Consider the following 18,222-nt stretch of genomic DNA (forward strand, 5'->3'; position numbering starts at 1 on the left):
TTTGGCTATGTAGAATGGAGGATGCCTATGCATTGGTTGAGTACAAGAAGAGCAAAAACAGTTATGGTGCTTCCGACCCTTATTATTTATGCTGTTTTTATAATAGTGCCTGTATTTGTGGCAATTTATTATAGCTTTACAGATTACAGCGGACTTGGAAAAGCTGGATTTGTAGGGATACAGAATTATACCCGGATGTTCCACGATACCCTGTTTTTGATAGCATTGAGAAATACAGTAGTTGTATTGATTTGCAGCGTAGTATTTCTGTTGGCAGGATCATTTCTTACGGCGCTGCTGATGAATGTCAGCTTTCGTGGAAATGCATTTTTTAAGATGGTGGTATTTGCACCGTATGTAATTGCACCGATTATTATCGGAATTATCTGGGGATATCTATTGAATCCCAACTATGGACTGGTAAATAGTGTATTGCGTAATTTGGGTTTGGATGCATTAGCGATTGAGTGGATTGGAGGTACAAAGTGGTCTCCCCTGGCGCTGGCAATTGTATTCACCTGGCAGGTTCTGGGCTTTCATGCAACGATCTTTCTCTCCGGAATCAAGACGATTCCAGGGGACATATATGAGGCCTGCTCTATTGACGGGGCAAACGCGGTCCAGAGATTGTTTTATGTGACCATTCCTATGTTGAAAGAAACCTTTATTATAAACATTGTTTTGATTGTCACCGGTGTATTCAAGATCTATGAACTGGTCTATCAGATGACAGGCGGGGGTCCCGCTCATCAGTCAGAACTTTTGACCTCTTATATGTATTTTACCGTATTTAGTTCTAGAAGGTACGGCTATGGCATGGCAATTGCGGTTGCAATTCTGGTACTTTCTATTATAGGTTCGTTCTCTTATATCAAGATCACGACCAGAAAGCAGAGGAGTGAAGCATGAGAGAGAAGAGTATTTCCTGGAGAGGAATTATATTATATATTGGACTTGCGGCATTGATTCTGCTGCTCTTAATGCCGATTTTATGGGCAATATTGCTTTCATTTAAAACGAATAATGAGATTGTAAACAGTCCGCTCTCCCTGCCTCAGGTCCTGAATTTTGACAATTATCAGAGAGCGCTGGACACGATTGACTTTGGCAGTATGTATTTTAATACCCTATTACTGGTAGTGGTGTCCACATGCCTCAGTATTGTTTTTACTTTTATGAGTTCCTTTGCAATTGCAAGAATGTCATTTAAGAAGAGAAAAAATTCGGAAAACCTGTATTTGTTTCTGCTGATCGGTATTGCAATCCCAATCTATGTATTGCTGTTCCCAATTTATAGAATAGATTCCTTAATAGGAATTTTAGGAACCAGACTGGGCTTGATTCTGCCTTATGTTGCGGTTAATATTTCTTTTAATACATTGCTGTTTACCGGATTCTTAAGAGACCTTCCGGGAGAACTGGAGGAAGCGGCAATTATTGACGGATGTAATCTTTTTAAATTATGCACAAGGGTAGTGATTCCCGTGATGAAGCCTACCTTTGTAACCATTGTGATATTCAATGCAGTATATATTTACAATGAATTCCCCTTTGCCTCGACCTTTATACAGGACAGCAGCCTGAATACCGTATCGTTGATGGCGTCCATGTTCAAGGGACAGTATTCCATGGATTACAGCGGAATCATTGCGGCCAGTCTGATGATTATGCTTCCGGAACTGATATTCTATGTGATTTTGCAGAAGTATATTATAGGCGGGATGACTGCAGGAGCGGTAAAAGGATAGGCGCGCCCATAAAAGGGCGTTCTGAAAAGAATACAGCCAAGACCCAGATGTCCGCGGCGAGCTGGAAGCAGAAGAGCTTTCTATACGATTACAGTATAGAAGGCTCTTTTTTTGCTTTTTTCCAAAGCACAAACCAAAGATAAACGGAAGCCGAAGTGTATATCCCTTTGACAAAAAATAAACAAAAAAATAATCTATGATTTGCGATTTGTATTAACAGAAAAGCTTTTTCTGCTCAACGAATCTGACTGAAAATGGGCGTTTGGTAAATTTTGAGCGAATTCATAAAAAGGCAATTATAATTGGAGAATATAAGAAAGTAAACAATGGAAGGGGGCGATGCAGATGCTGATAAAACAGCATATGAGTACTTACTCACTCCAAAATTCATGTACAGTCAGTTGGCGGTTAAACCCAAGGCAAACTTAGCTTCCTGATTCCCGAAATCTATGCGGCTCAAAGCCGCAGAGGAGTAATGCTTGCTTCCCGTCCGGAGAAGGTATTTAGAATAAAATCAGGCTGGAATAATGGGCATTGACAGCATCCTGCAGCGCTTCACTTTGACGGTTCTTAAGGGCTATATATATCTTTTGATGCTGGTGCAGCAAACGTCCGAAAAGCCTGTCATCCTCTTCGCAGCAGATGCTCATAAAAAGAAACAAGTTTTGGTAGCGGGTATAGGTATCCTTTAAAAAAGTGTTTTGAGAAGCATCGACGATTGTCTGATGGAATTTCAGGTCGCAATGGCAGAATCTTATAAAGTTTTTCTCATTAAATGATTTTGTCATACTTACATAGCACTCATGTAGAAGTTCGATTCTGTCCTTTGAGATATCATAGAGCGCCTGATTGGCGGCAAGCAAATCTAACTGCCGTTTAAAGGAATGAATATTGGCAGCAAAACGGATGCCGGGTTTCGTAACATAAAAGGCACCAGTCTCATCATGGGCCAGATAACCGTGACTTTCCATCTTTTCCAACGCCAGTTTTACCGGGCCGCGGCTTAAATTGAAATCCGTACTGAGCTTATTCTGACTGAGATGATCGCCGCATTTTAATTTCATAGTAAGTATTTCAGAGATAAGTACTTTACAGATTAAATCTTGATTAGATATAAAAGGATTTTCCTTGCTTATGGATTTTATAAGTTCCGATCTTGTCATGATTTAAATATCCCCCCTCTGTTTATAGGAATTTTTGAAATAAATACCCTACACTGCCATGACTTTTTATCTATATATCCTATACTATAGCAATTTTTGCTTATATTAGCAATCAAAAAAAGTTCAAAATGAAACAAAATAACTAAAAAAAATTTTAAGGAGGTAAACATTATGAAAGTTTTAATGTATGGAGCTGAGATTGCAAAGGTTTTCTTTGGCGATTTGCTGGCTATCCTTGATGAAAAGGGCGTTGGATATGATCTTGTTGAGCCCAACGGCCCTGAGGCCCTAGCTGAGGACAGCAAAGACCATGAGGCCATTATCACGTTTTTTCCATTGGATGATAAATTGGTTAACGCACTTGCCCCATCCGTGAAAGGGATTGTGGTTACATCCATCGGCTTCGATACCATTGATGTGGCCGCAGCAAATCAGAGAGGTATCTTGGTGTGCAACATTCCTGACTACTGCACCGAGGAGGTTGCCCTCCATACGGTAACTCTGATACTTGCAGGTCTGAGAAATCTCTGCCAGTATGACCGCTATGTCCGCGCCGGCAAATGGGATAACAGGGGCATGGTATTAGGGAGACCCCGTCACCGTCTGTCCACCCTGACCATGGGTTTTATGGGCTTTGGACGGATCGGCCAGAAAGTTGCGGGGATGATGACAGGCTTCGGCGTAAAAATTATCGCATACGATCCTTACGTGCCGGATACAGTATTTGCTTCTATGAACGTGGAACGGGCCGGGGCTCCCGACGAGGTTTATGAGAAATCAGATATCCTCTCTGTATGTATGCTGTTAAATGATGAAACCTACCATCTTATCAACAGGGACAGCATTGCCAAGATGAAAGATGGTGTGATCATCGTGAATACCGCCCGGGGAGCACTGTTCGATTTGGAGAGTGTTACAGAGGGGCTGCAGTCCGGTAAAATTGGGGCAGCCGGCATTGATGTTTGGGAGAACGAGCCTGTTGCCGCAGATCATCCCATTTTAAAAGACGATAATGCGACGCTGTCTACCCACTGTGCATATTTTTCCATTGAATCAGGCGAGGATCTGCGCAGAAAAACTCTTTTGACGGCAGTAAATGTCTGCAATGGTGAGGTGCCGTATAACTGTGTCAACAAAAAGGCCCTTGGGCTAGTTTAAAGATAGGAAGGGGATTTCTTCTATGGCAATGATTAAAGTAGATGAGAATAGATGTAAAGGCTGCAAGCTTTGTGTTGTCACCTGCCCGCGCAAAATCCTGGAGATGAGTAAGGATCTCAATGCAAACGGCGACATGTACTGTGTGCAGGCGGAGCCGGACAAATGTATTGGATGTGCTTTCTGCGGGATGATTTGTCCGGACGGGGCAATCGAGGTTTATAAGTAAGGAGGGAAAATATGACAAAAGCATTTATGAAGGGCAACGAAGCCGTTGCCGAAGCTGTAATCAGAGGCGGTGTTGATTTATTCGCCGGTTATCCAATCACGCCTTCCAGTGAAATGTTAGAGTATGCATCAGATCACATGTGTGATATAGACGCTGAATTTATCCAGGTGGAAAGTGAGCTGGCCGCATCCACCATGCTGTCAGCCGCAGGCTTAATCGGCAGACGTGCCTTTACAACCACATCAGGACCGGGGCTGGCCCTGATGACGGAAAATCTCAGCAACATGATCCTTGGCCGTACCACCGCTTTGTTCGTAGTGGTGCAGCGCGCAGCCAATAATATTACGCCGGAACAGGCAGATTACAATTACGCAACCAAAGGGCTGGGGCACAATGGTCAGCGGGGATACGCCATAGCGCCCTCCACACTGCAGGAGGCGGTGGACCTGGCGTATACCGCACTTGATAAAGGCCAGGAGCTTGAGTGCCCGGTGCTTCTGATGATGGACGGTATGCTGGGACAGATGGAAGAACCTGTAGAGTTCCCTCCCTATAAGTCAAGCAAGATATCCACCAAACTGATTCCGCCCACAGGCTGCAAGGGACGTGCCAAAGAGGACAGCAGATCCATGCCGCGTCCGTTATCTATGAATGAGACGTTAGAGGATGCCTTGGAACGCCACCGCAATGATCTCTATCTGGATCAGCTGAAATGGCTTGATGAGGAAGTTATGTATGAGGAATACATGATGGAAGATGCCGAGTATGTGATTGTTTCCTACGGAAGCTCCGCAAGGATCTGCCGGGATACCATTAAGATGCTCCGTGCAAAGGGATATCCTGTGGGGATGTTCCGTCCCATTACCATCTGCCCCTTCCCGGAAAAACAGATTGCCGGATTCAAAGACAGGGGAATCAAGGGGGTCCTGACTGTGGAAATGGCTATGCCTCCTATGCTTCACTATGATGTGCGCCTTCACCTGGATCAAAACATTCCCTGCAGATTTTATAACCGCTGCGGCGGAAATACGGTGGATGAAAATGAAGCAGCTGAGGCTATGGAAACGCTGATTAAGGAGGTGCAGTAATAATGGAATGTGTATATAAAAGACCGGAATCTCTTACACCCTACCCAATGATGTTCTGCCCGGGCTGCCACCATGCTATTTTAATAAAGCTGGTAGCAGAGGTTCTCGATGAAATGAACCTTAGGGAACGGGCTGTTTTGGCAGCTCCTATTGGATGCGGCGGTATGACGGTGCCTTCCGCCAACTTTGACACTATATTTACTCTCCATGGCCGTGTACCCTCTGCGGGATCTGCCATTAAGAGGCTAAATCCCGAGAGTCTTATCATCTGCTACCAGGGCGACGGGGATGCAGGAGCAATCGGTACGGCCGAGACGGTACATACAGCCCGCCGGGGGGAGGCTGTGACTGTAATCTTTGTCAATAACAGTGTGTTCGGCATGACCGGCGGGCAGGTAGCGCCTACTACGCCTGTTGGGACATGGACGATTACCTCCAAAAAGGGTAACCGCGAGGTGCCCCTGAAACTTCCGGAGATGCTGGCAACCCTGGATGAGCCGGATTATGTAGCCCGCTGTGCGGTGAATAATCCAAAGCACATTATCCAGTGCAAAAAGGCCATCAAGCACGCGTTCGAGCGGCAGCTGGAAGGCAAGTATTCCTTTATTGAGGTGGTAAGCGCCTGTGTTACCACCATGGGTATAAAGGCGGAGAAATCCCCGGAATTTATTGATAAGGTTATCAAAACAGACTTCCCGCTGGGTGAATTCAAGCGGGATGGAAAACGACTGTAAGGAGGTGCACACATGGAAAAATGCATGTATTTTGCCGGAGTCGGCGGACAGGGGCTCCAGGTACTTGGAAAAACCATTGCCGAAGTTGCAAACGAGAAGGGGTTTTACGTAACCTATTCTCCCAAATATGGAGCTGCAAAACGGGGAGGTCTTACCTCCTGCTTTATCACCGTGAGTGATGAACCTATCGGCAACCCCCGGAAGAAGAAACAGGATATCCTTCTGGTAATGGAACCCAGGGCATATCAGCAGTTCCGCCATGACGTAAAGACCGGAGGAGTCATGGTTGTCAACAGCACGCTTATACCTGAAACAGAAGAGCCGGATGAAGGGGTAAAGATGGTGAATACCCCCTTACACGGTGTGTGTGCAAAGCTTGGGAATACGAAGGTGATTAGTTCCGTGGCACTGGGTGCTATTGTAGAACTGCTGACGGATATCTTCCCGGATAAAGAAGTGTTCAAGGAATTTATGCTGCGGCAGCTTTCCAATAAGCCGGAGCTTCTGGAACTTAACAAAAAGGCATTCGAGGCCGGAAATGCCGCTATACAGAAAAACTTAGCATAATATGTTAACTTAACCATACGCAAGGAGGACATTTATGAATCTCAGTCGAATCGAAAGCCCTGTATTCCGCGAGAAAGTAATTACTGCGGAGCAGGCGGCAAGCTACATTAAAGACGGTATGACCGTATCTGTTCCGCATTTTATATGCTATGACAGTCCTGTCAGCACGGCGCGTGCCCTGCTGGGACGCCGGAATACCGGTGAGAAAATTGAAGTCAAATTGATCTCTGCCGCTTCCTGTACCCCGGTAATAGACGAGGATTGGACGAATGCGGGTATGATCAAGAGCTTTATGCCTTATACACAGGCACATTCCAGTGTACGGAAAAGTGCCAACACTGCCGAGGGCGGTCTTAACTTTATGGACTATCGTCTCAGCCTCATTCCTGAATATATCAGAAGCGGTTATCTGGGAGATATTGACGTTGCTCTGGTTTCCGTTGCGGGAATTACAGAGGACGGAAAGCTGAAACCATCCGTATGTGCGGGATATACGCAGACAGTGCTCAACTGTGCCAAAAAGGTAATTTTGGAGATTAATCTTCAGTCTTCCGAGGGTATGTACCGGCTGCACGATGTCTATGAACCCGACGCTCGTCCGGGGCGCAAGCCGATCCCTATCACCAAGGCCACAGATGTAATTGGCTCCCATTTCTATACCTGTGACCCGGATAAGGTTTTAGGGGTTGTAATTACAGATGAACCCCTGTTCCTCAGTCCTATGTGGTATCCTCTGACTGCTGATGCGGCCCCTCCGGAGGTTAAACAGATTGCGAAAAACTTCGTTAATTTCCTTCAGATAGAGGTTGCGGAGGGCAGGATGTCCGAGAAGCTTCCCCCCATTCAGACCGGAGGAGGAATGGTTGCCGGTACGGTTCTGCGTGAAATGGGCAAGCATTTTAAAGGTATGGAAATGTATACGGAGGCAGTTTTGGAGGACGCCATGGATATGGTGCGCGAAGGCAGCATTGACTTTATTTCCACTGCAGGGTTTGGCTGTGCCGGTGATACAACCGACCATATTCTGAAACATCCTGAGGAGTATGAAGGGAAGCTGATGGTACGCCCGGTTGAGATTTCCAATAATCCCGAAGTCATCCGCAGACTTGGTCTTATCACTATGAATAATATCGTAGAAGCGGATATTTACGGAAACATCAACTCCAGCCATGTAAATGGCACCAGTGTCATCAGCGGTATCGGCGGCGCACTTGACTTCGCGCAGAATGCCGGGCTGCCCTGTTATTTTACACTGTCTACTGCCAAAAAAGGTGCGCTGTCCTGCATCGTGCCTTCCTGCTCACATATAGATATCACAGAACATGAGCCATGTATTATTGTCACAGAATACGGTGTGGCGGACCTCCGCAATAAATCACCCAAGCAGAGAGTGGCGGAGATGGTGCGCATCGCACATCCAGATTACCGCCCAATGCTGCAGGAGTACTATGATCGCGCACTGGAATCCTGCGGTCCGGACAAGGCACATACGCCTGTCCTGCTGGAGGAACTTGGAGCCTGGCACATCAGCGCCCGCGACAACGGCAGCATGCTTCAGAAGGATTGACCCCACTGACCGTTTTCGTTTCTTTGGCAGAGCTTAACGTATACCTCCATTTAAGTTTTTGAGTTTCGCAATATAAGCTGGGAGAAAGCGGTCTTTTAGTTTTTCTGCCCCCAACCGCCCTGCCGCACTCCTGGTACAATGCCTATGTACCGGGGATATGAAAGATTGGGGTAATCAGCGGCAGACGGCGGTGCTATTATTGACATGTCTATTCCAAAATTAATCATATAAAGAGTCTTTTATACTGCAACAGTGTAGGGGACTCTTATTCCTAATTGCTGGGGGAGCTATAAACCTGTGGGAACTTATTCATAAATGTGTCAAACTTATTTTAAAACTCAAACTATATAATTACAAAAATAAAAAGATTTGCTAATGACTTATAAACCTTGTTGCAATCCCTTTAAATAAGACAAAATTCTGCTTAATTATTAACAAAATGCCAATATATGGTGTTACAATATGCCTATCTCAGGGAGCTATTTCCGGAGAAATAGGATGAATTACTAAAGGAGAAGGGGATATGAGGAGAAAACAATTATTGGCATTGGGATGTGCATTGGCACTGTGTATTTCCGGGTTGGTACCCGGCACCGGTGGAAGGATAGTTAACGCTTCCGCAGCCGCAAGTACGGAAAGCAAAGAGGGGGAAACCGGTAAGGAGAAAGTGAATTCGGATACAGCGGCTGAACCGTCGGGTGAAGAAAAGAAAGAGCAGAAGGAAGAGGGACAGAACCAGGATAAGAAAGAGAATACAAAAGACACAGATAAAGAAAAGCAGGATACCAATAAAACAGATGCCTCAGATACGAAAGGTAAAGATAACAAATCAGAAAATGAAAGTGCTGATTCGGAGACAAAAAATACAGAAGAGATGAATAAAGACAAAGACTTATCAGATAAAGAAGTGACGGAGGAAAGTACAGAAAACAGTTCTGCAGTATCAATTTTTAAACAGGAGAAAGGTGACGGAAAGGAGAACAGGGAGTATGTAAAAGAAGACCTTTTGGATGTCAGTCTTGGATATGATAAGTTAGAACTTGAGGTAAACAAAGAATTTGAGATAACGCTCAAGGTATCAGGGGGAGAGCCTCCTTATAGAATTGAAGGCTACGCCGGACCAGATTGGCTGAAGGTTGAGGGTATTACGATTTCAGGTAAACCGCCGAAAGCCGGCGTTTATGTATTATCCTATAGTGTAATTGATTCAAAGGGAAAGGTTTCCTGGGGATTAGACTCCCAAATTGTGGTGGGAGGAGGAGACGACAGCATGCCAAAGGTTAAATTAGCTGCTGATGAGGATGATATGACGGTGGTACTAGGTGAGAAATTTAGATTTCCCATCGAGATATCCGGAGGCGCTGCGCCTTACACTATAAAAATATATAGTGCTCCGGAGTGGGTAAGGCTTGAGAATAATGCAATCGTCGGAAAGGCCACGGAGCTTTCGGAGGGGTATGGTTTTGGAATCAGCGTGGTAGATGCCAACGGTACAGAGAGTGAGATGCTGCCTTGTGCCATCAAGGTTGTCAAAGAAAAGCAAGACCGGGATAAGGACAAAGAAAAAGACAAAAAGGACGAAAAAACCATTGAAGCATCTAAGGATAAAAAGGAAAGTACCAAAGATAATAAAGAATCCTCCAACACCACTAATGCAGTAAAAACTGGGGATACAGCTCCCATTGCTATCCTGGTTGTTGTTCTTATTGCCGCGGGGATCGGCATTGTGATATTTACGAAGAAGAAGAAAAAGGATAACGATCAATAGGCAAATCGAAAGGCAGAGCCGCCGGCTCTGTCTTTTTGTTTGCAGTACTGGGGGTGGTAAACCTATCCATGCGTGATACCTGGCGGATATTGCAGGTTATCTCTTCGTATTTACATCTTAGCAGTCTCTCTATTGCAAAAGCAGAGGAAAGAAAATATAGTACAGAAAAGGCAAACAAGAAGGGAGCCCGCGGGATGAAAGAAATGATGAAAGTAGAACACCTGAAAAAATATTTTAAGGAGGCAAAGGCAGTGGATGATATCAGCTTTGCCGTAGAAAAGGGAGAGCTGTTCGGTTTCCTGGGGGTGAATGGGGCCGGGAAATCTACCACGATCCGAATGCTCTGTACCCTGTCTGCCCCTACGGAGGGCCGGGTGACTGTGGAGGGACTGGAACTTGGGAGGGACAATGAAGAGATCAAACGCCGCATTGGTGTTGTATATCAGAATAATTGCCTGGACGCTCTTCTTACAGTCAAAGAAAACCTATGGATACGGGGCGCTTTGTACGAGAAGGACAAAAGAAAACTGCGCAAAAGCCTGGACACTGTCTGCGAGGCTCTGGAATTGGGTGATGTGCTGAAGCAGCCCTTTGGAAAGCTCTCCGGGGGACAGCAGCGCCGGTGCGAGCTTGCCCGGGCGCTTCTCCATACCCCTGATATTTTGTTTCTGGATGAACCGACCACCGGCCTGGATCCATCCGCAAGAAAAAGTGTCTGGAGCATCATTCACAGTCTGCAGAAGGAGATGAACATGACAGTTTTCTTAACCACTCATTATATGGAGGAGGCGGCAAAAGCAGATCACATTGCAATAATAGATCGGGGACATCTGATACAGTATGGCACACCTTTTTTTCTGAAGAAAAAGTTCGCAAAAGACAAGCTGCGGCTGTTCCCCAGGGAAGATGCCGTACAAAAAATTCTGGAGGAGCTGGATAAACTGCAGATCCGGTATCGGCAGAAGGAGGGGCTGATCACGGTCCCTCTTGACTCTACGATGTCTGCCCTTCCTATTGTAGAGAAGTATCAGGGAATGCTTTTGGGGTTTGAAGTAGTGCAGGGAACCATGGATGATGTTTTTTTACAGGCAGCAGGGGAGGAGACAGTCTATGCGTAAATATCTGAGTCTTACAAAGAGAAATTGTCTGGTATTTTTGAGGGACAGGTCAGCGGTATTCTTCTCACTGTTATCAATGATGATTGTTTTAATGCTCACGGGTGTGTTTCTGGGGAATATGAATGTGGAGAATATAACAGAACTCCTTGCCCAATATGGAACAGCCCGAAACTCTGCCCTGGACAGGGAGAATGCCCTCCATCTGGTTCAGTACTGGACGCTTGCCGGAATTATGATAGTAAATGCGGTTACAGTCACTTTAACGGCAGTGGGAGTTATGGTTCACGATGCGTCGGAAAACCGCCTGGACAGCTTTTACACTGCCCCGGCAGGAAGAAATATGCTGGCTCTGTCATACGTGACATCTGCTGCAGTCATCGGCACATTCTTCTGTCTGCTGACGCTGGGGGCAGCACTTGCTTATATTTGGATAACCGGGGGCTCCCTTCTGTCTTGCGGCACACTGGGTCAGGTTATGGTGTATATTTTCTTAAATGTCTGTATCTATGCGGTAATCATGTTCCTGGCAGCTCTGTTTGTTAAGAGCACCAGTGCCTGGTCAGGGATTGCTACCATTGCAGGCACACTGGTGGGATTCCTGGGGGCAGTCTATATTCCCATGGGTTCTTTGCCGGAAGGAGTGACCAGGATTCTCCGGTATACACCTGTCCTTCACGGGGCATCGCTGATGCGGGGAGTCTTTTGCAGGGAGGCATTGAGCACAGCCTTTGCAGGGATACCCACTGCTGTAACGGAACAATATAAAGAATATATGGGTATCACCATAAAAATGCCGGGAGGAGAGGCCGCCGTAAGTTTCCAGATCCTGTTTCTGTGCATTTGTGGTATAGTAGCATTAGCCGCAGCGGCGTGGCTGGTTAGGCGGAGGAAAAGCAGTGACAGGTGACTCTGTGCAGCATCTGGATGGAAAGGAACCGCAGAATGAAAATTACGATCCTAGATACCGGTCCCGGGGAAGAGGAAGAAATTATACTGAAATGTCACAGAATAGATGACAGTCTTATGAACCTTATGAATCATTTTAAGCAGGGGGATACCAAGCTGAATGTCTACCGTGACGGTGAGATTTACCGGATAGCACCTGGAGAGATTTATTATTTTGAGTCTGTAGACCAGAAGGTATTCGCATACTGCAGGACTCAGGTTTATGAGACAAAGAGTAAGCTGTATGAGCTGGAGAGAGAACTGCCTCAGCATGATTTTCTGCGGGCAACTAAATCCTCGATCTTGAACCTGAACAAGATAAAAAGCCTGACACCGGCATTCGGCGGGCGTTTTGAAGCGGTGCTGAACAATGGGGAAAAGGTGATTATATCCAGGCAGTATGTGGGGAGCTTAAAAGAGAAGCTGGGCTTATAGGAGGACAGACAGAATGAGTCATATAATAAAACGAATACAGAACATGCTGGCTATGTTTTTTCGGATTACCACAGGAATTGTGTTAGTAACTGCTGTTTATATTGGTGTCTTCTGGGGATCCGGCAGCGAGATAGAAGTAAATATTCTGTGGCAGATTCTTATAGTATCAGCCCTCTGTACACTGGGGAGCCTTTTGATTCCCTGCGAGGCAGAGAAGGAGGTATCCAAGAGAAGTATGTTTGTGCGGATGATTCTTTATTTTATCTATGTGAATGCGGTTGTTCTGGGCTGCGGTCTGTGGTTCGCATGGTTTTTCCCTTCCAGCCCCCGTATGCTGGCTGGCATGGAGGTATGCATCATTGCGGTATTTGCTGCTGTGACAGCGGTAAGTTATTTTTCCGCTTACAGGATGGCAGAGCAGATGAACCAGAAACTGCGGGAGAGAAAGGGAGAATAATACGGAGTTTGCTATAGGGTTAACCTATAGCAAAACATAGAGTATATGTATTAACACTTTTCCTATTAATATTGTATGATATATCCATCGAGAGAAAACAAAGAGAAAGTTTCCAGATGGAGGTATATGATATGAGTAAAAAAACTAGAGCAGACAGATCGTTCAAATTTGAGACCTTACAGCTTCACGTAGGCCAGGAACAGGCGGATCCGGCGACGGATGCCAGGGCGGTGCCCATTTATCAGACGTCGTCCTTTGTGTTCAGGAACAGTGAGCATGCGGCGGCAAGATTCGGTCTTTCCGATGCGGGCAATATCTATGGTAGATTAACAAACCCGACAGAGGAAGTATTCGGAAAAAGAATTGCGGCTCTGGAGGGAGGCACAGCGGCTTTGGCGGTGGCGTCGGGAGCAGCGGCAATTGCCTATGCAATAGAGAATATTGCCCAGGCAGGGGATCATGTGGTGGCTGCAAAAAATATTTACGGGGGAACCTATAATTTTCTTGCCCATACCATTAAGCAGTACGGTGTTTCCACCACCTTTGTGGATATTTTCAACGACACCGAGGTGGAGGCGGCCATTCAGGACAATACAAAACTGGTATTTATTGAAACTTTAGGCAACCCCAATTCCGATGTGGTTGATATAGAAAGAATCGCTGAAATTGCCCACGCTCACAGGATTCCTCTTATTGCAGACAATACATTTGCCACTCCGTATCTGGTGCGGCCTATTGCGTACGGGGCAGATATTGTAGTACACTCAGCCACGAAATTTATCGGAGGACACGGCACCACCATCGGGGGTGTCATTGTCGACAGCGGAAAGTTTGACTGGGAGGCTTCCGGAAAGTTCCCTTCTCTGGTGGAACCGAATCCGAGTTATCACGGAATCAGCTTCACAAAAGCAGTGGGAGCGGCTGCCTATGTAACGAAGATCCGGGCAATTCTTCTTCGGGATACCGGCGCGACACTTTCTCCCTTCCACGCCTTCCTTTTCCTCCAGGGTCTGGAAACCTTATCCCTGCGGGTGGAGCGCCATGTGGAAAATGCACTGAAGGTTGTAGACTATCTGAGCCAACATCCCCAGGTAGAGGCGGTGCACCACCCTTCGGTGACAGAAGATCCAAAACAGAAGAAATTATATGCAAAATACTTCCCAAACGGGGGCGGGTCCATTTTCACCTTTGAGATTAAAGGGGATGATACAAGGGCAAAGGAATTTATCGACCAGCTGGAATTGTTCTCCCTCCTGGCAAATGTGGCGGATGTGAAATCATTGGTGATTCATCCGGCTTCTACCACACATTCCCAGATGTCGGCAGAAGAGCTTGAGAAATCCGGGATTAAGCCCAACACCATACGGCTTTCCATAGGGACGGAGAATATAGATGATATTTTGGAAGATCTGGAGGAAGCCTTCCGGGCGATTGGGGAATAAGTGGTTCTGACAGGAAAAGACTGTACGCCGCTTAGGAATGATGGTAAAGTATTGCTGTAACCAATAGAAAAGGGAAGAAATCTCTTTTGGGAGGCACATTATGACTTTACAGCAGTTAAAATATATTATAGCTGTGGCGGACGCAGGTTCTCTGAATAAGGCGGCAAATGCGCTCTTTATCTCTCAGCCCAGTCTGTCTGCGGCAGTAAAGGAATTAGAAGAGGAAATCGGAATCACACTTTTTCACAGAAGCAACCGGGGAATTGTAGTAACCGCAGAGGGAAATGAATTCCTTGGCTATGCCAGGCAGATGATGGAACAATACCGCCTTATAGATGAACGCTTTATAGAGAAAAAGCAGGGGAAAAAGAAATTTTCAGTCTCCATGCAGCACTACTCATTTGCCGTCAAGGCTTTTGTGGAACTTGTAAGGCAGTTTGGGATGGACGAATATGAATTTGCGGTCCATGAGACAAAAACTTATGAAGTTATAGAAAATGTCCGGAATTTTTACAGCGAGATAGGAGTTATCTACCAAAATCCCTTTAACGAAAAGGTCCTGAATAAAATGCTGCGTGAGAGGGAGCTGGAATTTGTCCCTCTCTTTGACTGCCGGGTGTATGTATATCTCTGGAAGGGCAATCCTCTGGCAGCCAAAGAAAAGATTTCCATGAAAGATCTGGAGGACTATCCCTGCCTGGCTTTTGAACAGGGAGAAAACAATTCCTTTTATCTGGCAGAGGAGGTTCTGAGTACTTACGAGTACAAGCGCCTGATAAAGGCAGATGACAGGGCGACGTTTCTGAATCTGATGATGGAGCTGAATGCGTATACGCTCTGTTCCGGAATTATCTGTGCGGAGCTGAATGGAGGGGATTATACGGCAGTGCCCCTGGACAGAGAGGAGACTATGACCATTGGGTACATAAAGCGAAAGGGGATTCCTTTGAGCAGGATGGGGAGGCTGTATGTTGAGGAGCTGGGGAAGTATGGAATCCCCCTCCCGCCGCAGGATTTTACGCATCCGGTTATGGGAAGGGGAAGCGGTTTTAGTGCTGGGGGTTAGACTAGTTTGTAGTTAATATGGTTTTGGCTGAAAAGGTCTGTCATGGTTTTGCTGCATTCTTTATCTGTGATGAGGCGGTAGATGTCTTTTGCGCTGCAGACGGAGAGAATGGTGGTTTTATTCATTTTGGAGCTGTCTGCTAACAGGATGGATTTATCGCAGGATTTTAGTATCTGGCGGCGCAGCATGACTTCTTCGTCAAAATAGTCTGTCACCTCAAGCTTTGCGTTCAGCCCGGCACAGCTGATGAAGGCTTTGTCCGCATGAAAATCCTTTAACAGTTCAATGGTGTGGTGGCCGTAGCTCATATAATCATCCTTGCGTATCCAGCCTCCCAGAAAGAAGACTTTTTCAAAATTACTGTCTTTTAGTATCTCTACCACGCGGAAGGACATGGTGATAATAGTCAGTGTCTGTAAAAGTTCGGGCCGGCCGGTAAGAACTTTTGCCAGTTCCTGCATGGTGGTGCCGCTTTCTATTATGACAGAATCGCCCGGCCTTATCATGCTGCAGGCAGCTTCCGCGATGGCCTTTTTTTTCTCCAAATTCTCTGCATATCTTATATCATATGATTTTTCACTGCCCGTACTCACCTTTGGGGCTACCCCGCCGTGGATTCTTATAATCAAATCCTGTTCATCCAGGGACTCGATATCTTTCCGGACTGTCTCAGCAGAAACGGAGAAGAACTCCGCCAGTTCGTTTATGGTTGTCACAGGCGAACGCTGGATCACATCTAACATTTTTTCTCTTCTCACATCAATTTTATTACTAGACTGCATGACTTCTCCTTATATTCCAGTACGTTAAAAATATCCGGGTATACCCCTAAAATAGACACAGGGGCGCTTTTTACTGTATGCCCTTGGCGGGCATGGGACATTTTCCGTATGATAAAGTATATCATAGAAAGCGGCCTGCAACAATGTCAAACATGCATGAATACAGCTATATATCGGTTTCCTCCCGGACTTCCAGGAAGTCATTGGAGGGGCCGGTTGTTTTGCGGAACAGAAGCTCGTCACTCCCGGCAGCCACATAATCCCGAAAGGTTCCTATATGTTCATAGCCATGCCGTTTATAGAAACGTACGGCGCCCTCGTTAAAAGAAGCCGCAAAAACAAAGACATTGGGATGTTTTTTAAAGATAAGAGTTTCCGCAAAGGATAAGATCTTGCTTCCTATCCCCAGTCCCTGAAATTGGGGATCAACGCAGAAGGAGCGGATAAATCCTTTCAGGTTGCCGTGCATTTCTAAAAGGATGCAGCCGGCAATCTCATCCCCGCAGTAAGCGACATATAGTTCACCGGAGGAGTCCCGTACCTTTCCCATTGTATAGTCGTAGGTCCGGCCGAGGCTGACCCATGGTTCATTCTGACTTAAAAGAGCCGCGCTTTTAGCAAATTCCTGATCCGTAGCAGCCATACGGATATACATCCGTTTGTTACACATTTTTATACCTTCTTTCTTTGTTATATAAATAATACAGCTATCTTGTAAAAAACATAGGAGATCCACTGGGAGCCAATGGAAAGACAGGTAACCATACTGGCGCCTTCCGGAAATTCAAAGCCTACACTTTGCCCTAACGAGGTCATAACAGGAGCATAATCCGAAGAAATCAACAGGATAACGGCCATAAACAGGGTACCGATGAGCCAGCCCCGGAATACATTCCCGTTGCAGGGAACAACGGCCCATACAATAAAGAAAGCGAGTCCGCTTAATTCAGCCAGGGGGAGGGTTACATTTCCGGGGATAATAACTGCTAAAAGGAGAGTGGTAGGGATGAGCAGCAGCGAGGTGGCAATGATGGAGGGATGTCCCACTACCACGGCAGCGTCCAGACCAATATACAAAGACCTTCCTTTAAACCGTTTCTGCATGAACTGGGAAGCCGCCGCGGATATGGGCATCAGTCCTTCCATGAGAACTCCAATCATTTTGGGAAGCAGATACATGGCGGCACTGGTTACCATAGCTGTATTCATAACTGTAGAGGCATCTGTCCGGGCGATAATAGCCAGAAGTGCGCCTATAATGAGGCCGAGAACACAGGGTTCCCCTAGCACCCCAAGTTTTTTCTGGGTTTTTTCAGGGGTCCAGTCAATTTTATTAAGAACTGGTATCTTATCTATCAGTTTATTCAGAGGGATACCAATCAGTGCCCATCCGGTGGACTCAATGTGAGGAATAGAGATACCAGGTATACCAAAAAATTTTTCCACATAGGGCTGCGAATAATCGGCGATTTTAAAGATGACAGCCATGGAGATGCAGGCGGTAACCACGGCTAGGATCATATTGCCGCTGATCAGATACAGGGCTCCTCCGATAAACAGCGGCTGCCAGTAGTTCCAGATATCTACATCCAGGGTCTTAGTAAAGCCTGCGATAATCAAAAGTATGTTCATCACAAATACGGACACCAAAATCACAGGAACCACAGCTCCGCTTGACCAGGCAATGCTGGCAGCTATGGGCCAGCCAACATCTACAGCCGTCAGTTTGAAACCATAAACATCAACTAATTGGTTGATAACTACCATAAGGTTATCCGCAAGGAGTGAGATTACGAGGTTAATTCCGATAAAGCCTATTCCTACCGTGATTCCCGCTTTAAATGCTTTCCCCGGTTTAAGACCAAAGATAAGTCCCAAAATAAGAATGATGACAGGCATGAAGACTGAGGAACCGGCGTCCATTATAAAATTAATGACTTGAATAAACATATGTATAC

19 protein-coding genes are annotated in these 18,222 nt (G+C 46.0%); 15 read left to right on the forward strand and 4 right to left on the reverse strand.

Going from position 1 to position 18,222, the window contains the following annotated elements:
• The first annotated feature begins 27 nt into the window (after positions 1-27).
• Together ACGHCT_RS01450 and ACGHCT_RS01455 are read left to right on the forward strand one after the other, a co-directional pair.
• Positions 28-909 (forward strand): carbohydrate ABC transporter permease, encoded by an 882-nt coding sequence (locus tag ACGHCT_RS01450; RefSeq protein ID WP_154261695.1) that lies wholly within the window; start codon positions 28-30, stop codon positions 907-909.
• A complete protein-coding gene (locus tag ACGHCT_RS01455) occupies positions 906-1,748 on the forward strand; it encodes a carbohydrate ABC transporter permease (RefSeq protein WP_154261694.1) in 843 nt (280 codons plus the stop codon). The genes ACGHCT_RS01450 and ACGHCT_RS01455 overlap by 4 nt, the downstream gene beginning before the upstream one ends.
• A gap of 503 nt (positions 1,749-2,251) precedes the next feature.
• On the opposite strand, the gene ACGHCT_RS01460 is transcribed toward ACGHCT_RS01455, so the two are convergent.
• Entirely contained in the window at positions 2,252-2,911 is a 660-nt protein-coding gene (locus ACGHCT_RS01460; RefSeq protein WP_226902419.1) for a GntR family transcriptional regulator, read from the reverse strand.
• Between the two features lie 171 nt (positions 2,912-3,082).
• Between ACGHCT_RS01460 and ACGHCT_RS01465 the strand changes: the two genes are divergently transcribed.
• The 13 genes from ACGHCT_RS01465 (at position 3,083) to ACGHCT_RS01525 (ending at position 15,482) form a co-directional block, all read left to right on the forward strand.
• Positions 3,083-4,069, forward strand: coding sequence for a C-terminal binding protein (locus tag ACGHCT_RS01465; RefSeq protein ID WP_390437791.1), 987 nt, complete (start codon positions 3,083-3,085; stop codon positions 4,067-4,069).
• 22 nt (positions 4,070-4,091) lie between these two features.
• Positions 4,092-4,295, forward strand: a complete 204-nt coding sequence (locus ACGHCT_RS01470; RefSeq protein WP_390437793.1) for a 4Fe-4S binding protein — start codon at positions 4,092-4,094, stop codon at positions 4,293-4,295.
• A gap of 11 nt (positions 4,296-4,306) precedes the next feature.
• Positions 4,307-5,383, forward strand: coding sequence for a 3-methyl-2-oxobutanoate dehydrogenase subunit beta (locus tag ACGHCT_RS01475; RefSeq protein ID WP_154261690.1), 1,077 nt, complete (start codon positions 4,307-4,309; stop codon positions 5,381-5,383).
• A gap of 2 nt (positions 5,384-5,385) precedes the next feature.
• Positions 5,386-6,117 (forward strand): thiamine pyrophosphate-dependent enzyme, encoded by a 732-nt coding sequence (locus ACGHCT_RS01480; protein ID WP_390437795.1) that lies wholly within the window; start codon positions 5,386-5,388, stop codon positions 6,115-6,117.
• 12 nt (positions 6,118-6,129) lie between these two features.
• A complete protein-coding gene (locus tag ACGHCT_RS01485; RefSeq protein WP_154261688.1) occupies positions 6,130-6,684 on the forward strand; it encodes a 2-oxoacid:acceptor oxidoreductase family protein in 555 nt (184 codons plus the stop codon).
• A gap of 34 nt (positions 6,685-6,718) precedes the next feature.
• Positions 6,719-8,251: an acetyl-CoA hydrolase/transferase family protein gene (locus ACGHCT_RS01490; RefSeq protein ID WP_390437798.1), complete on the forward strand. Its 1,533-nt coding sequence runs from the start codon at positions 6,719-6,721 to the stop codon at positions 8,249-8,251.
• Positions 8,252-8,774: 523 nt separating this feature from the next.
• A complete protein-coding gene (locus ACGHCT_RS01495) occupies positions 8,775-10,019 on the forward strand; it encodes an LPXTG cell wall anchor domain-containing protein (RefSeq protein ID WP_390437801.1) in 1,245 nt (414 codons plus the stop codon).
• 194 nt (positions 10,020-10,213) lie between these two features.
• A complete protein-coding gene (locus ACGHCT_RS01500) occupies positions 10,214-11,137 on the forward strand; it encodes an ABC transporter ATP-binding protein (protein ID WP_154261685.1) in 924 nt (307 codons plus the stop codon).
• The gene (locus ACGHCT_RS01505) at positions 11,130-12,044 is read left to right on the forward strand and encodes an ABC transporter permease (RefSeq protein WP_390437804.1); all 915 of its coding nucleotides are present in this window, start codon (positions 11,130-11,132) and stop codon (positions 12,042-12,044) included. The genes ACGHCT_RS01500 and ACGHCT_RS01505 overlap by 8 nt, the downstream gene beginning before the upstream one ends.
• 35 nt (positions 12,045-12,079) lie before the next feature.
• Positions 12,080-12,517 (forward strand): LytTR family DNA-binding domain-containing protein, encoded by a 438-nt coding sequence (locus ACGHCT_RS01510; protein WP_390437807.1) that lies wholly within the window; start codon positions 12,080-12,082, stop codon positions 12,515-12,517.
• 13 nt (positions 12,518-12,530) lie between these two features.
• The gene (locus ACGHCT_RS01515) at positions 12,531-12,974 is read left to right on the forward strand and encodes a DUF3021 family protein (protein WP_154261682.1); all 444 of its coding nucleotides are present in this window, start codon (positions 12,531-12,533) and stop codon (positions 12,972-12,974) included.
• A 131-nt stretch (positions 12,975-13,105) separates the two neighbouring features.
• Complete coding sequence (locus tag ACGHCT_RS01520; protein WP_154261681.1) at positions 13,106-14,416, forward strand: O-acetylhomoserine aminocarboxypropyltransferase/cysteine synthase family protein; 1,311 nt, start codon at positions 13,106-13,108, stop codon at positions 14,414-14,416.
• Between the two features lie 100 nt (positions 14,417-14,516).
• Positions 14,517-15,482 carry a LysR family transcriptional regulator gene (locus tag ACGHCT_RS01525; RefSeq protein ID WP_154261680.1) on the forward strand — a complete coding sequence of 322 codons (966 nt, stop codon included), beginning with the start codon at positions 14,517-14,519 and terminating at the stop codon, positions 15,480-15,482.
• Here the strand turns inward: ACGHCT_RS01525 and ACGHCT_RS01530 are convergent.
• The 3 genes from ACGHCT_RS01530 to ACGHCT_RS01540 all read right to left on the reverse strand — a co-directional run bounded on the left by ACGHCT_RS01530 (position 15,479) and on the right by ACGHCT_RS01540 (position 18,214).
• On the reverse strand, positions 15,479-16,264 hold the full coding sequence (locus ACGHCT_RS01530) for a DeoR/GlpR family DNA-binding transcription regulator (RefSeq protein ID WP_390437812.1): 786 nt from the start codon (positions 16,262-16,264) through the stop codon (positions 15,479-15,481). The genes ACGHCT_RS01525 and ACGHCT_RS01530 overlap by 4 nt on opposite strands.
• A gap of 166 nt (positions 16,265-16,430) precedes the next feature.
• Positions 16,431-16,934, reverse strand: coding sequence for a GNAT family N-acetyltransferase (locus ACGHCT_RS01535; RefSeq protein WP_390437815.1), 504 nt, complete (start codon positions 16,932-16,934; stop codon positions 16,431-16,433).
• Between the two features lie 20 nt (positions 16,935-16,954).
• Complete coding sequence (locus tag ACGHCT_RS01540) at positions 16,955-18,214, reverse strand: PTS galactitol transporter subunit IIC (protein ID WP_154261677.1); 1,260 nt, start codon at positions 18,212-18,214, stop codon at positions 16,955-16,957.
• Between the last annotated feature and the right edge of the window lie 8 nt (positions 18,215-18,222).

Origin of the sequence: Lactonifactor longoviformis (assembly GCF_042848515.1) — a bacterium.
GTDB lineage: Bacteria > Bacillota > Clostridia > Lachnospirales > Lachnospiraceae > Lactonifactor > Lactonifactor longoviformis.

Coding starts and splice junctions, on each gene's coding strand:
- ACGHCT_RS01450 (WP_154261695.1), top strand. CDS start 28: ATGCATTGGTTGAGTACAAGAAGAGCAAAAACAGTTATGGTGCTTCCG.
- ACGHCT_RS01455 (WP_154261694.1), top strand. CDS start 906: ATGAGAGAGAAGAGTATTTCCTGGAGAGGAATTATATTATATATTGGA.
- ACGHCT_RS01460 (WP_226902419.1), bottom strand. CDS start 2,911: ATGACAAGATCGGAACTTATAAAATCCATAAGCAAGGAAAATCCTTTT.
- ACGHCT_RS01465 (WP_390437791.1), top strand. CDS start 3,083: ATGAAAGTTTTAATGTATGGAGCTGAGATTGCAAAGGTTTTCTTTGGC.
- ACGHCT_RS01470 (WP_390437793.1), top strand. CDS start 4,092: ATGGCAATGATTAAAGTAGATGAGAATAGATGTAAAGGCTGCAAGCTT.
- ACGHCT_RS01475 (WP_154261690.1), top strand. CDS start 4,307: ATGACAAAAGCATTTATGAAGGGCAACGAAGCCGTTGCCGAAGCTGTA.
- ACGHCT_RS01480 (WP_390437795.1), top strand. CDS start 5,386: ATGGAATGTGTATATAAAAGACCGGAATCTCTTACACCCTACCCAATG.
- ACGHCT_RS01485 (WP_154261688.1), top strand. CDS start 6,130: ATGGAAAAATGCATGTATTTTGCCGGAGTCGGCGGACAGGGGCTCCAG.
- ACGHCT_RS01490 (WP_390437798.1), top strand. CDS start 6,719: ATGAATCTCAGTCGAATCGAAAGCCCTGTATTCCGCGAGAAAGTAATT.
- ACGHCT_RS01495 (WP_390437801.1), top strand. CDS start 8,775: ATGAGGAGAAAACAATTATTGGCATTGGGATGTGCATTGGCACTGTGT.
- ACGHCT_RS01500 (WP_154261685.1), top strand. CDS start 10,214: ATGAAAGAAATGATGAAAGTAGAACACCTGAAAAAATATTTTAAGGAG.
- ACGHCT_RS01505 (WP_390437804.1), top strand. CDS start 11,130: ATGCGTAAATATCTGAGTCTTACAAAGAGAAATTGTCTGGTATTTTTG.
- ACGHCT_RS01510 (WP_390437807.1), top strand. CDS start 12,080: ATGAAAATTACGATCCTAGATACCGGTCCCGGGGAAGAGGAAGAAATT.
- ACGHCT_RS01515 (WP_154261682.1), top strand. CDS start 12,531: ATGAGTCATATAATAAAACGAATACAGAACATGCTGGCTATGTTTTTT.
- ACGHCT_RS01520 (WP_154261681.1), top strand. CDS start 13,106: ATGAGTAAAAAAACTAGAGCAGACAGATCGTTCAAATTTGAGACCTTA.
- ACGHCT_RS01525 (WP_154261680.1), top strand. CDS start 14,517: ATGACTTTACAGCAGTTAAAATATATTATAGCTGTGGCGGACGCAGGT.
- ACGHCT_RS01530 (WP_390437812.1), bottom strand. CDS start 16,264: ATGCAGTCTAGTAATAAAATTGATGTGAGAAGAGAAAAAATGTTAGAT.
- ACGHCT_RS01535 (WP_390437815.1), bottom strand. CDS start 16,934: ATGTGTAACAAACGGATGTATATCCGTATGGCTGCTACGGATCAGGAA.
- ACGHCT_RS01540 (WP_154261677.1), bottom strand. CDS start 18,214: ATGTTTATTCAAGTCATTAATTTTATAATGGACGCCGGTTCCTCAGTC.